We start from the raw sequence: 14,301 nt of genomic DNA on the forward strand, positions 1-14,301 counted from the left end.
AGCTGCTTAGCCATTATCTCAAATTTTAACGAACTATTGAAATAAAAGATATGATCAAGAAAAGCATTACTTTCATGTCTCTCGCGCTGGCGTTCTCTACCATGTGCCAGGCGCAGAGCCGAAAAATAATAAATTTGCCATCGTGGGATTTCTCCCGCGATGGCAAAGTGTGGTCTCAGGTAGCCGTGCCTCACGACTGGGCTATCTCGGGTCCTTTCGATAAGAAATGGGACCTGCAGATGGTGGCTATTGAGCAGAATGGTGAGAAAGAGAAGTCTGAGAAGTCAGGCCGCTCGGGTGCGCTGCCTTGGATAGGTGAGGGGATGTATAAGATGAACTGGACGGCTCCAAAGGGTTACAAGCGTGCCGTCTTGGTTTTCGATGGTGCCATGAGCCAGCCTGTAGTCACCGTAAATGGAAAGGAAGCTGGCAAGTGGGCATATGGTTACAATGCTTTCCGTATCGACATCACTTCTTTTATCCAGTTTGGCAAGAATAATCTGATAGAGGTACATCTTAATAATGTAGAGGAGAGTAGCCGATGGTATCCAGGCGGTGGCCTTTACCGTCCGGTATCTATTGAACTGTATGGCAATGAAAACTTCTCTACCTGGGATACTTTCGTGCGTACTTTGAAAGCCAACAGACAGGAAGCTGAAGTAGAGGTAAATGCTCTTTTGGATGGAAAGATAGGTAAGTCTGGCAAGACAGTCATCGCCTTGCTTGATGAGAAAGGTACTAAGGTAGCTGAGCAAACCATCCAGGGTGCTACTCCAGAAATCAAGACTACCCTGAAGGTAACAAATCCTCAGCTCTGGTCTCCGGAATCTCCTTATCTCTATCAGGTGAAGTTGACCCGATATGAGGGAAAGAAGGTGGCTGATGTCCAGACCTTGAAGACCGGTATCCGTACCATCTCGGTATCCAGGAATAATGGATTCCAGCTCAATGGAATCACCCGCAAGATCAAGGGTGTCTGCCTGCACCACGACCTTGGTCCGTTGGGAGCAGCAGAGAACAAGGCTGCCCTCATCCGCCAGATCAAGACGATGAAGGAGATGGGTTGCGACGCCATCCGTACAGCCCACAACATGCCTTCTACCATGCAGATGGAAATCTGTGATTCCCTCGGCATGATGGTAATGGCTGAGAGCTTCGATATGTGGATTTATCCTAAATGTAAGAATGGTTATGCCAAGTTCTTCAAGGAATGGAGCGATAAGGACATCACCAACTTGGTGAAGCATCATCGTAATCATCCAAGCATCATCATGTGGAGCATCGGCAACGAGATTCCTGAGCAGTGGAGCAAGGAAGGTATGGAGATAGCCAAGCATCTGCAGGACCTCTGCCATCAGTATGATCCATCTCGTCCTGTCATTCAGGGTATGGATAAGGCTGAGGCTGCTTTAAAATCAGGCTTTGCACAGGTGATGGATGTTCCCGGTTTCAACTATCGTGTACATAAATATTATAAGAATATAGGGCAGTTGCCTCAGGGATTCCTTTTGGGTTCCGAGACGGCATCTACAGTCAGCTCTCGTGGCGTGTATAAGTTCCCGGTTGAAGTGCGTGCCAGCGACAACAACCCATACCCGGATGGTCAGTGCTCCAGCTATGATACAGAGTATTGTTCTTGGAGTAATCTTCCAGATGATGATTGGAAGATGCAGGATGATTACAGTTGGGTGATCGGTGAATTTGTCTGGACGGGTTACGACTATCTGGGCGAGCCTACTCCTTACGATACCTACTGGCCAAGCCGCAGCAGCTACTTTGGCATCTGCGACCTCGCTGGCCTTCCAAAGGATAGATATTATATGTATCGTTCCCGCTGGAATGAAACTCAGCATACCACCCATCTTCTTCCTCATTGGAATTGGGCAGGTCGTGAGGGACAGGTAACTCCGGTTTATTGCTATACAGATGGTGTGGAAGGTGAACTTTTCGTGAATGGCAAGAGCCAGGGCAGAGTGCGCAAGGACAAGTCAAGTCGATTGGACCGCTATCGCCTCCGCTGGAATAATGTGAAGTACGAACCAGGTGAGATTCGCGTGGTTACCTACAATCAGTATGGTGAAAAGGTAGGCGAGGACGTGAAGCGTACAGCCGGAGAACCAGCGCAGATGAAGTTCAGCGTGGAGACTCCAGCCCATGAGCCTATCGCCTGCATGGTAGAAGGCTGCACCGATGAGCATAACGTGCTGCTGAATGCCGATGGCAACGATCTTGCATTTGTCACCGTGAGTCTCTTGGATAAGGATGGCAATGAGTGTCCGCTCGCCGATGACGAACTGACTTTCGAGGTAACTGGCGCTGGAATCTTCAAGGCTGCATGTAATGGCGATGCTACTTCGCTTGAGTCTTTTACACAGCCACAGATGAAACTTTTCAGTGGTAAACTGGTAGTCGTTGTACAAAGTAAAAAACAGAAGGGTGATATCACGCTCAAGGTGAAAGATACCCAGAGAAATATAGAAAAGACGATGGTCTTGAAGTGTATTTAATTCTTTTTATGCCAATATGTTTGCGAGTATGCTTAATAATGTGTATTTTTGCACTTATGAAGTTGACTCTTAAGCATATTGGCATGTTTTTTATCATGCTTTTTTTGAGTTGTGCTCTTAATGCACAGCGTTTTGTTAATGTGTCTTTAGATGGGGCACAGACGGTTTGTTCTATCCAGCAAGACGGTCAGGGCATGATGTGGCTTGGTACAGAGAATGGACTTTACTGCTATGATGGTTATCATAGTTATAAGCAATATACAGAGCATACTTTTTCTAATACCCGCGTTTATGCAATGGCTGTAGATAGAGAGCAGTTATTTCTCGCTACAGACAAGGGTATGATGTGCTTCAATCTGCAATCTAATTCTTATGTACAGCCGTCTGCTGATGCAACAAAGGATAGTGGAAGAAAAAGCACTTTGGAACAGAGAGCGATTCTCCTGAAATACAGACAGATAGTTTTTGGCAGCGAAGTATATGCTTTGCTGGATACACCTAAGGGATTGCTCGTGGGAACTCTATCGGGTTTGTATTCAGTAAAAAAGCAGGCTTTAAACGGAAAGAATTCTTGGGCGAAATTGAACAAGCAACGTATCCTGCTTCCCGACAGTCAGCAACCTCTTGTCAATGCCTTGGCTTACGATGCCAAGCGCCGTTGCTACTGGATAGGTACAGAAGGTGCCCTGTATTGTGCAGACTTACAACTGAAGAATTTTACCAGGATTTCTCAGTTGAATGGTAATTCCGTCAAGTGTTTGGCAGAAGAATCCAATGGCAATCTGTATATTGGAACAGATAATGGACTCTATCGCCTGTCTTTGGACAATTCCATTCTGCATTTCGAGCACGACTCCCGTGATGCTTCTTCCATTCCTAATAATATCGTCTGGTCTTGTTTTGTGGATAAGTGGCAGAATGTGTGGATAGGAACGGATAATGGTCTATCCCGTCTTTCCACGCATACTTATTTCCAATATACCTCGCTTGATAAGATAACTCTTTCGGGGGAAGGTAACTGTCTGCATGAAATTTGTCAGACCAGAGATGGAGAATGGTGGTTGGGAGGAACCAATGGCTTGATTCGTTTTGGAATGAATGCCAGTCAAAATGCATCGGATGGCAATGTTGCCTGGTATAAGCAGAACAGTTCGTCTTATCCCCTGAGTCATAATCGTGTTCGCAAAATCTATGAAGATCGCAAGGGGGACGTATGGGTATGTACGGATCATGGAGTCAACTACTACAATCGCCAAACCAAACAGATGCATAACTTTATCGTCTGCGACAAGACTGGCAAATATTCTACAGCCTGGGCATACGATGTGCTGGAAGATAAGCTGGGCAGAATGTGGATGGCTTCCTATATGGGAGGCATCTTTGTCATCAGCAAGCAGAGACTTCTGTCTTTGATGGCTCAGGCTTCAGGTTCTATTACTATCGTGGCTGATTATCATTTCTCCGACCAAGGTAAGAATGCACTCTCTGGTTTACATGTAGGACAGATGGTGATAGATGCACAAGGTATGGTTTGGGCTTCCAGTTTCAGTAGCTTGGACCGTATCAATCCGCAAACCATGAAGGTGGTTCCTGTTGAGCACAAGGATGATATCAACTATTTGATGGCTGATTCTAAGGGAAATGTCTGGGCAGGTGGAAACACAGAGGTGAAATGTTTTGTGATAAATCCTTCTGCCAACCACTCGCAGCTGAAGACGAAGACATGGAAGATAGGCGGAAAAGTGATTACTATGTGTGATGTGGATGGCAAGACCTGGGTGGTATGCGGTAAGGAATGTTGTGTCATCGATTTGGATGGCAAGAGTTCCCGTTTCAAGATTCCTTCTTCTATTGCTCCTTTAGCCATTTTCTATTCTAAGGCTCAGCACATGGTAATGATGGGTGGCAACGATGGCTATATCTGTCTGCGTGCCGATATGCCGATGGAGAAAGGGTTGCAGACCAAACTGATGTTGGCAGGTATTGTGGTCAATGGAAATCAATGGCAAGATGCAGCTCCTCGCAATATGAAGGAGTTGGAACTTGCAAGTGATGAGAATAGCTTTACCCTTCAGCTGACAGATCTTCCGTTCTCCGACCATCCTTCTGCTGTTTATGCTTATCGGTTGGAAGGTAGTGATTACGACTGGCATTATCTGAATAAGAAAAGGTTGGATATCAGCTATAATGGTTTGCCATATGGTAATTATCATCTGAAGGTGCATGTCGTGGATGGTGAGGGTAATATAGGAGCCGAAGTGTATTCTCTTGATATTACGATATTGCCACCATGGTATCTTTCTATTTGGGCAAAGTTAGTTTATCTTTTGTTGGCTATTGTATTGGCTTGGGGAATCATGAAATTCTATCTGGTGCGTGAGCGCCTGGTGGAGGAACGCAGGCAGAAGACTGAAATCCTGGAGCAGGTAGAGGCACGTATCAGTTTCTTCAATCGTCTGTCAGAGGATTTGAAGACCGCCGTGACTCATCGCTCATTTGATGAGATTCTGGAACTTACCAACCGTTATTTAGGTGTGAAGATAGAGAAAAAGGAGGCAGAAGTACCTGCTTTAAATACTGCAGACCAACGGCTTCTGAAGGAGATTACCGAGACGATAGAGACCCACATGATAGACTCAGACTTCAATGTGACCACCTTGCAGGAGATATTAGGTATTGGAGGCAAGCAATTGTATCGTAAGTTGAAGGCGATGACAGGAAAAACTCCTGTAGAGTATATCCGTGAACTCCGAATGAACAAGGCTGCCGTGATGTTGAAAGAAGGTAAGTTCAGCGTTTCTGAAGTGATGTACACGGTGGGCTTCTCCAACAACAGTTATTTCTCTAAGTGCTTCTCCAAGGCTTTTGGTATGACGCCGACAGAGTATATGAAGAGTTAAGTGAAGAATTAAGTGAAGAGTGAAGAACGAAGAGTGAAGAATTCAATAGTAATTAGGGTATGAAGACGATACAACCGATATTGACCATTACGGGTTCTGACAGTACGGGTGGTTCTGGTGTTCAGGCAGACATCAGGACGATCTCTGAGTTGGGAGGCTATGCAGTTTCTGCCATCACCTCCATTACCGTGCAGAATACCTTGGGTATTCAGGCATTCTTTGATATTCCAGCCGAGATTGTTTCGGGACAGATAGAGGCTATCATGAACGATATTCAACCGAGCATTGTGAAGGTGGGTATGATTCGTCGGGTGGAGACGCTTGAGGTTGTGATCGATGCCCTGACGAAATATCGCCCGGATTATATTATCTATGCCCCTGCCATCTGGTCAAGTAATGGTGATGCGCTGATGACGGAGGATGTGGTAAGTCAGATCAAGTATCGTTTGCTGCCGCTCTGTTCCGTGGTGGTTGCCCGAAAGAAAGAAAATGATATTATTCTGCAAGACACCAAGTTGCTGCGCATGGCTGAGGGTCATGGAATGCAGGTGTTTCTGCTCGACAATGCCAATTCGCATGGTCTTACCAACCGTTTTTCTTCTGCCCTTGCCGTGTATCTGAACCAGGGGAACAAGATGGAGGAGGCTTTGGGGATGGCACAGGGTTTTATCAATGTAGAGTTGACACGTGAGAGTAATCTGCAGGGTCGTAGTTCGGAACTCTATAATCAGTTTATCTCTCAGGTCAATAATTTCTGTCGCACTTATAGTGATGTGCATTTCTATGCGGATCAGTTGAATGTGAGCAGCCGTTATCTGGCTCAGGTTACCCGCCGTATCTCTGGTAAGACACCGAAGGCAATCATTGACGAGTATATCGTAAAGGAAATAGAACGTGAACTTTCTACTACAACCCATACTGTACAGGAAATAGCCAATACCTTCGGTTTCTCATCCCAGGCTCATCTCACCAAGTTTTTCAAGAAAATGAAAGGAGTTACTCCTTCTGCTTTCAGACAGAAGGGGTAGAAGAACTGTACTTTATACATTTGGGAATAGTACTTATACATTTAGGAATAGCCCTTTATACAAAATGACGCAAAGTTTGTAGAAATCAGAACTTTTTTCTTGTTTTTCATCGAAAAGTGTTTCCTTTGTAGCCGTAATTAAGAAAATGAATAAAATTATGGCAGAAAATAGACAAGAATTGAACCGCAACTTGGCTCAGATGCTCAAGGGTGGTGTGATCATGGACGTAACAACTCCAGAACAGGCAAGAATCGCAGAGGCAGCAGGTGCATGTGCAGTAATGGCTTTGGAGCGTATTCCAGCAGATATCCGTGCAGCAGGTGGTGTTTCTCGTATGAGCGATCCTAAGATGATCAAGGGTATTCAGGAGGCTGTTTCTATCCCTGTAATGGCTAAGTGCCGCATCGGTCACTTCGCTGAGGCTCAGATTCTTCAGGCTATCGAAATCGACTATATCGACGAGAGCGAGGTGCTCTCTCCAGCAGATAATGTTTATCATATTGACAAGACTCAGTTTGATGTACCATTCGTTTGTGGTGCCAAGAACTTGGGCGAGGCACTCCGCCGTATCGCTGAAGGTGCTACTATGATTCGTACCAAGGGTGAGCCAGGAACAGGTGATGTTGTTCAGGCTGTTACCCACATGCGTATGATGCAGAGCGAAATCCGCCGTTTGGTTTCTATGAGCGAGGATGAACTCTACGAGGCTGCCAAGCAGTTGCAGGCTCCTTACGACCTGGTGAAGTATGTTCACGAGAATGGTAAGTTGCCAGTAGTTAACTTTGCAGCAGGTGGTGTGGCTACTCCTGCCGATGCTGCCCTGATGATGCAGCTCGGTGCTGAGGGTGTATTCGTAGGCTCTGGTATCTTCAAGAGCGGTAACCCTGCTAAGCGTGCTCAGGCTATCGTGAAGGCAGTTACCAACTACAACGACCCTAAAATGTTGGCTGAGTTGAGTGAGGATCTCGGTGAGGCGATGGTTGGTATCAACGAGCAGGAGATTGCGCTCCTCATGGCTGAAAGAGGTAAGTAATAGATGATGATGTTTTAATTGGAAGGCCCCTCCTGAAAAGAAGGGGCTTTTGTATTAGGAAAAATATGAGAATAGCAGTATTAGCTTTACAAGGGGCTTTTGCTGAGCACAGACAGAAGTTGGCTCAGTTGGGTGTGGATAGTTTTGAGGTGCGCCAGTTGAAGGATTGGGAGCAGCCTAAGGATGGCTTGATTATTCCTGGTGGCGAGAGTACTACCCAGGCAAAACTCTTGAATGAACTCGGATTGATGGAACCTGTGAAGGAGGCCATTGCAGCAGGCTTGCCTGTTTATGGTACTTGTGCTGGTTTGATTCTTCTTGCCAAGAAGATAGAGGGTGAGCCAAGTCATCGCATTGCTACCATGGATATCACGGCTTTGAGAAATGCCTATGGTCGCCAGTTGGGCAGTTTCTACATCGAGGCTCCGATGAAGGGCATTGAGGGCAATATTCCTATGACTTTCATCCGTGCTCCATATATTAAAGAAGTGTGGGGAGATGCCGAGGTTCTTGCCGAAGTAGATGGCAAGATTGTAGCTGCCCGTCAGGGTAACCAGCTCGTTACCGCCTTCCATCCGGAATTGAACGAAAGTTTAGAGATACACAAGTATTTTCTGGGTATGTGCAAGAAGTAGGCTTCATCCTAAGATGAAATAGGCTTCGTTGGCCGATGAAACAGGCTTCATTGGCACATGAAGCTATATTGCAAAGTATCTTAGGATACATTGCCAAGTATCTTAAGATACATGAGCAAGTATCCTAAGATACTTTTTTATTGAATGTCTGATACTTTTTTCCGATAAATGTTTGCCGTTTACAAATATTCATCGTATCTTTGCATTATGAAATCTTCGTTACGTAAAACTCATAATGACGTAAATGCTTATGGTACAGGTAAATCCATTTATTATAGAAGGCTATCTTTCGCCGGAATACTTCTGTGATAGGGTAGAGGAAACAGCTCTTCTTACCCGCCATTTGACCAATCGATGCAATGTGGCATTGATTGCGCCAAGACGTTTGGGTAAGTCGGGACTGATTTATAATTGTTTTCAGCAAGAAAACATCCGGGATCAGTATCATTGCATCTATATTGATATTTATGATACGAAGAATTTGAACGAATTAGTCTATGCGCTGGGCAAGGGAATCTTGACGGCACTCAAGCCAAAGGGCAGGAAAGTATGGGAATTTTTCTTGAATATGCTCCAGTCTCTGAAGTCAACTATCTCTTTTGACATCAATGGAAATCCGGAGTGGAGTGTTGGTTTGGGAGATATTCAGGCTCCGGATATTACGCTGGATGAGATCTTCGCTTATCTCGAACAGGCAGATAAACCTTGTCTGGTGGCGATAGATGAGTTTCAGACAGTTGCAAACTATCCAGAGAAAACCGTTGAGGCAACCTTGCGTAAGCGAATACAGAATTGCCACAATGCAAACTTTGTCTTTTCTGGTTCCAAGCGTCACATGATGGCTTTGATGTTTACGTCTCAGTCTCGTCCTTTCTATCATAGTTCGAGCATCATGGGGTTAGAGGCTATCAATGAGCAGACTTACTTGGCTTTTGCCAATCATCATCTTTCCAAAAATCACAAGGAGATTAGTGCTGAGGCTTTTGCTTATTTATATCATCGTTTCGATGGCATTACATGGTACGTCCAGTATGTTCTCAATATGCTTTATACTTTCATCACCGACAAGCCGTTGTTGGAAGAAGATGATGTTAAGTTTGCGATTGATGGCATTCTTGCCCAGCATCGCTTTGCCTATCAAGCGTTGATATACCAGTTGACAGCCAAACAGAAGCAGGTGCTCACGGCTATCGCTTTGGAAGGAAAACCCTCTTCTCTGATGTCTCAAGAGTTTTTGCAGAAGTATCATCTTGGTGCAAGCACCGTGCAAGGTGCGGTCAAGACTTTGCTTGACAGAGATTTTATCACGCAAGATGATGGGGTATTTCAGTTATGCGACAAGTTTTTGGAGCTGAGTTTAAGGGGATAAAAAAAGGAAGCAAATGTATGAATTTTAACGATGCGTTTTATAGTGGTCTAACGATGCGCTTTATTAGGTGCTAATGATGCGCATCGTTAAGGTGCTGAACAGATATTTAATGATACACGAGTTTCTGTAGTAGATTTTTTAGTTAAAAATGAATATGAACTAAATAATCTTACGATAGCCGGTATCTCTAATAACCCCAAGTTAAAAATATCTTTTGACTTAAATGCATGTTGTGAAGAAAAAATTAGAAATATGATGTGCTATAGTATACAAGATATTCTAAGTATGTCTGTACAATGTAAGGAAATGATACGAAACGAATGGATTAATTTTAATTATTGGGGAGATTTATATATTAACGACAAAGGTGATTTGATGCAGAACTTTAACTCTGTATTGGGGAATCTTATGGATTGGTCCAATGTCCATTTAGAGAACTTGTTGTCTGATGAATCTTTGTGGAGTATGGTGCGGAGAAAGGCAAAATTTTGTTCTCGATGTTTGTTCCGTAACGTTTGTCCTCCTGTTTCTTATACAGAAAAAGTTTTAGATATAACATTTTGTGAATTTTTTAATGATAAAAATAAGTATGAAATGTAATAAAATTCTAGTTGCTCTCTGTTTCTTTATGGTAATTTTATGTCAAATTGCTAGTGCTAGAAATATAATAGCAAGGGATATGGGAGCTAACAAAGGTGAAGTTCCTGCAAACATTGCTATCCTTGATTCTGATAGTAGCGTTGTTGCCAAAAACATGACTGGTATCTCGGATTCTACAGCAATCTCTCTATCTGATGTAGAGGTGATAGGGCATCGCAAAAACGTAAAGTTGTCTGGTCATAATTTACTCGTAGACGTAGAGCATGATTCTATTCTTAACCATCAGAATGATATATATGAACTGATTGGTAAGGTTCCTGGTGTCTTACATTTAGGGAATTCGTTCAATGTGTTGGGTAAGGGAACTCCGGTCTATTATTTAAACGGGCGTAAGGTGAGAGATCAAAGTCTTGTTGATAACTTACCGGTTGATCAAATCAAATCTTTAAAAATCGTTGCTATGCCTGGGGCGGATTATGACACGTCGGGTTCACCTGTGATTGATATAAAAACTAAGATTTTAGGCGATGGTATGGCTTTTAATGCCATCGGAAATATCACTCAGGCAAAGCATTTGGCTTATAAAACAGGTTTCTCTTCAACATACAATTCTGGAAAATTTGATTTGTATGGTAAGTATTACTATAGGAGAAATAATGCTTCCGAAGGTTCTGATTATAATAAACAGGTATTGGCTGATACCATTTGGAATAAAATGCAACATATTGAAAGCTTAACGCATTCTGGTAGTCATACTTATTCTGCTGGAATGACTTATCATCTGTCTGATAAATCAGAAATAGGGATGCTTTATAGTGGAATGTACACGGATGGAAAGGTTGAGACTCAGGATACATTTAGTGTAGTGCCAAATGCAGGAACAGCATTTTTTCTCTTTGATAAAAATAAATCTAAAAACAACCTCCTTACGCATCATGTCAATATGTATTATGATGCAAGTTTGAATCATGCCTGGCACGTGAGTGTAGTGATGGATTATATTTCTAAAGCATCGAACACTAATTCTGCTTTAAAGGAAAATCATATAGGTACGAGTTCTGAGGTTTCATATATGGGACATTCTAAATGGAATGTCCTGGCTTCTAATTTCCATGCTACCCATGATTTTGGAAAGTGGGGCACTTTGGGTATGGGATATGATTTCAGCTATAGTGAGGGAATAGACAAGATAGATTATGAACGGTTGAAGTTCGATGGTCGCTTTGAGAATAAGGAAGTTAAAAATGCTGTATTTATCAACTACGAATTACCCTTGGGGGACTTTTCTTTAAGTACAGGAATACGTTATCAGAATCTATATTCTCGTCGGAAGAATGAAAAGGCGTCTGTGATAGAGGCGCATAGTGATAATACATTCTTGCCATCGGTAACCCTAAGCTATAGTCATGGAATGTTGGTGCAGAATCTTAGCTATTCGATAGGAACAGAACGGGCTAATTATGCAGATATGAATGATAATGTGACGTATGTGAACCGTTATGAGCAATCTAAGGGTAATAGCCAGTTGAAGACAGCCATCACTCATAGCTTGTCTTATCTGTTGATGTATAAGTCTTTGTTTCTTACATTAAATTATGATTATGTTTATCGTCCATTATTGCCGGTGATTTATTCTTTGGAAGGTAACTCAGCAGTAACGGTTTCGTCACAAGATAATTTGTCGCATCGTCAAGCTTTGTCGGCGATGTTGAATTGGCGTAAGACCTATAAATGCTATACTGCATCGTTGACGGGATTCTTTCAGAAGTCAATTATGCATTATCCGGGTATTGATGGAACAACATTTCATGATGGACATCCGTCGACAATTCTTAATTTTGATAATGATTTCAAGCTTCCTAAGCATTTCCTGCTCTCTCTGTCTTGGCAACAAGTTTGGGGTGGATACATGGAGTCGATAAATGTAAAATCATCTTCTTCTGTCAATTTGAGTATCAAAAAATCTTTCTTGAACGATAGATTGCGGTTATCATTAGATGGGTATGATATTTTTAATGGAGATAGAAATCGTGCTTGTAGACAGATCTATAATGTTAGATCTAGTTTTAATACAAAGTATGAAACTCGAAAAGTAGGATTGACGTTAACATATCGTTTCCATAAGATAAAAGAAAGAGAAAATCAAACATCAGCAGAGGTAGAAATGAAGAGACTTGGTATTCCGGAAGAATAGACTTTTCTTTGGTTTTCTAATAAAACTAAAATGCGTTTGAGATGGAATAAAAAGAATCAAATAATATAGAGTTGAAACTTCTTGATATCCTATCAAAGTCCAATTTGGAGCGAGTTTTTTGTTGAAACATAGATAAATCTCTCTTGCAGAATCGCCAGCGATGCTGTAGAAAGGCTTCGCTGGCGATTTCTCTGTATATAATCTTACTCAATCATATTCTTGAGTATCCATTTCCTGAAGAATGGGTCTTCTATTTCATATCTGTCACTTCGGAAGATGTAGCCTTTCTTGCTTAAACGCAATAAGGCACTGGTCATCGTGCTGGTAGGTTGGTTCCTGTCTTGTGCAGGATTGTTGCCCTCGCAGATGCTGACCATAACATACTTGTCTGTCTTGTTGAAATTCAGCCATAAACGTTCGTAGTCTAAATCATGGGTCGTTATGATATCTTCTACGGCGAGTTGGAGTACATCCTCGTTTTTACCAGCTACCAGGTTGTTCCAAACTGCGAATGAAAGCTGTTGCGTGTAGTATGGATGGCAACTTGTAAAGGTCAGTATCTCGTCTGCAATTTGAGCAGCCTGCTCTGATACATCTTCCAATCTGTCTGCAATATATGACTTGAAATCTTCGTATGGAATCTTGTTGAGTCTCATCAGCATCCCAAAATGATAGAATGGAGACTTCACCCGTTCAAAGATATCTGTCATCATCGATTCCTGGCTACCCAGAAAGATGTAATTGATGCCTGTCTGTTCCTGCATGATGGAACGGAGCTGCTTATCCATGTTTTTGTCGATTTCCAGAATGCTTTGAAACTCGTCCAAGACAACAATCAGTTTGTTTTGAGGTGTAGATACCTTCTGGATTGTATTTAAAACATCTTCTATTGCTGTTGTTCCACTGTCGGTTGATGGTTGGAATGAAACTGATAGCTCGTCTGTCATAGGATTCATATTGATAGAAGGAATGATGCGGAAGTTACGAAGATAGTGCTTCATCTTTTCAAGTTTGAATTGATTGAGCAGTTCCTTCAGAAGCTTTGCCGCAAAATCTTCTTTGCTGAGCACGGCTTGCATATTGAGCCATAGGTATGGTCGCTGGGTTTGGATAACAGCCTTTTTTACGAGACTTGATTTACCAAAACGTCGTGGTGACATAAGAACGAGATGGTTCTCGCTCTTGAGAAACTGGACGATGTAGTCCAGTTCTTTCACTCTGTCTGTAAAGTATGGGGCATCAACTAATGAGCCAAATTTAAACGGATTTTCCATAATCGAAATTTTTCGTAACGAAACTTTTCGCAAAGATACGAAAAATAAAGATGCTCAGATGATAAACTCCTTTAAATTATTGTTGTTTAACAAATCTTTTTGTGTAGAGCTTTGCATATTTCGGAATATGGCTTATACTTTTGCGAATCATCCTTTATACAAAATGACTCAATGTTTGCAGAAAATGGAACTTTTTTTCTGTTTTCAGTGAAAAATGTTTCCTTTGCAACCGTAATTGAATAAAAATATAAGAATTATGGCAGAAAATAGACAAGAATTGAACCGCAACTTGGATCAGATGCTCAAGGGTGGTGTGATCATGGACGTAACAACTCCAGAGCAGGCAAAAATCGCAGAGGCAGCAGGTGCATGCGTAGTAATGGCGCTGGAACGTATTCCAGTTGATATCCGTGCAGCAGGTGGTGTTTCTCGTATGGGCGACCCTAAGATGATTAAGGGTATTCAGGAGGCTGTTTCTATCCCTGTAATGGCTAAGTGCCGCATCGGTCACTTCGCTGAGGCTCAGATTCTTCAGGCTATCGAAATCGACTATATTGACGAGAGCGAGGTGCTAACCAGCTCGTTACCGCCTTCCATCCTGAATTGAACGAAAGTCTGGAGATTCATAAGTATTTTCTGGGGATGTGCAGCAAGTAGGCTTCATCCCATGATGAAACAGGCTTCGTTGACCGATGAAACAGGCTTCATGGGCACATGAAACTATATTGCAAAGTATCTTAGGATACATTGCCAAGTATCTT

General features: G+C 42.6%; 9 protein-coding genes and 1 pseudogene. 9 read left to right on the forward strand and 1 reads right to left on the reverse strand.

Features of this window, described 5'->3' with window-relative positions:
• Nucleotides 1–50 precede the first annotated feature (50 nt).
• The 8 genes from DW917_RS14455 (at nt 51) to DW917_RS14490 (ending at nt 12,266) form a co-directional block, all read left to right on the forward strand.
• Nucleotides 51–2,507 carry a glycoside hydrolase family 2 TIM barrel-domain containing protein gene (locus tag DW917_RS14455; RefSeq protein WP_118119823.1) on the forward strand — a complete coding sequence of 819 codons (2,457 nt, stop codon included), beginning with the start codon at nt 51–53 and terminating at the stop codon, nt 2,505–2,507.
• 104 nt (nt 2,508–2,611) lie between these two features.
• Nucleotides 2,612–5,407, forward strand: a complete 2,796-nt coding sequence (locus tag DW917_RS14460; RefSeq protein ID WP_199545576.1) for a two-component regulator propeller domain-containing protein — start codon at nt 2,612–2,614, stop codon at nt 5,405–5,407.
• A gap of 59 nt (nt 5,408–5,466) precedes the next feature.
• Entirely contained in the window at nt 5,467–6,435 is a 969-nt protein-coding gene (locus DW917_RS14465) for a hydroxymethylpyrimidine/phosphomethylpyrimidine kinase (RefSeq protein ID WP_118119827.1), read from the forward strand.
• A 157-nt stretch (nt 6,436–6,592) separates the two neighbouring features.
• Nucleotides 6,593–7,468, forward strand: coding sequence for a pyridoxal 5'-phosphate synthase lyase subunit PdxS (pdxS, locus tag DW917_RS14470; protein WP_117587530.1), 876 nt, complete (start codon nt 6,593–6,595; stop codon nt 7,466–7,468).
• Between the two features lie 65 nt (nt 7,469–7,533).
• Entirely contained in the window at nt 7,534–8,103 is a 570-nt protein-coding gene (gene pdxT / locus DW917_RS14475; protein WP_118119829.1) for a pyridoxal 5'-phosphate synthase glutaminase subunit PdxT, read from the forward strand.
• 250 nt (nt 8,104–8,353) lie between these two features.
• On the forward strand, nt 8,354–9,472 hold the full coding sequence (locus DW917_RS14480; protein ID WP_118119837.1) for an ATP-binding protein: 1,119 nt from the start codon (nt 8,354–8,356) through the stop codon (nt 9,470–9,472).
• Between the two features lie 306 nt (nt 9,473–9,778).
• On the forward strand, nt 9,779–10,072 hold the full coding sequence (locus tag DW917_RS14485) for a hypothetical protein (protein ID WP_147344205.1): 294 nt from the start codon (nt 9,779–9,781) through the stop codon (nt 10,070–10,072).
• Entirely contained in the window at nt 10,062–12,266 is a 2,205-nt protein-coding gene (locus DW917_RS14490) for an outer membrane beta-barrel family protein (RefSeq protein WP_158570181.1), read from the forward strand. The genes DW917_RS14485 and DW917_RS14490 overlap by 11 nt, the downstream gene beginning before the upstream one ends.
• 203 nt (nt 12,267–12,469) lie before the next feature.
• Here DW917_RS14490 and DW917_RS14495 read toward each other — a convergent pair whose 3' ends face one another.
• A complete protein-coding gene (locus tag DW917_RS14495; protein WP_118119835.1) occupies nt 12,470–13,540 on the reverse strand; it encodes an ATP-binding protein in 1,071 nt (356 codons plus the stop codon).
• A 256-nt stretch (nt 13,541–13,796) separates the two neighbouring features.
• Between DW917_RS14495 and DW917_RS14500 the strand changes: the two are divergent.
• Nucleotides 13,797–14,117, forward strand: a pseudogene (locus DW917_RS14500) (pyridoxal 5'-phosphate synthase lyase subunit PdxS); the annotation flags it as partial.
• Between the last annotated feature and the right edge of the window lie 184 nt (nt 14,118–14,301).

Origin of the sequence: Prevotella sp. AM42-24, assembly GCF_003461825.1 — a bacterium.
Taxonomy (GTDB): Bacteria; Bacteroidota; Bacteroidia; order Bacteroidales; family Bacteroidaceae; genus Prevotella; species Prevotella hominis.

Coding starts and splice junctions, on each gene's coding strand:
- DW917_RS14455 (WP_118119823.1), top strand. CDS start 51: ATGATCAAGAAAAGCATTACTTTCATGTCTCTCGCGCTGGCGTTCTCT.
- DW917_RS14465 (WP_118119827.1), top strand. CDS start 5,467: ATGAAGACGATACAACCGATATTGACCATTACGGGTTCTGACAGTACG.
- pdxS (WP_117587530.1), top strand. CDS start 6,593: ATGGCAGAAAATAGACAAGAATTGAACCGCAACTTGGCTCAGATGCTC.
- pdxT (WP_118119829.1), top strand. CDS start 7,534: ATGAGAATAGCAGTATTAGCTTTACAAGGGGCTTTTGCTGAGCACAGA.
- DW917_RS14480 (WP_118119837.1), top strand. CDS start 8,354: ATGGTACAGGTAAATCCATTTATTATAGAAGGCTATCTTTCGCCGGAA.
- DW917_RS14485 (WP_147344205.1), top strand. CDS start 9,779: ATGATACGAAACGAATGGATTAATTTTAATTATTGGGGAGATTTATAT.
- DW917_RS14490 (WP_158570181.1), top strand. CDS start 10,062: ATGAAATGTAATAAAATTCTAGTTGCTCTCTGTTTCTTTATGGTAATT.
- DW917_RS14495 (WP_118119835.1), bottom strand. CDS start 13,540: ATGGAAAATCCGTTTAAATTTGGCTCATTAGTTGATGCCCCATACTTT.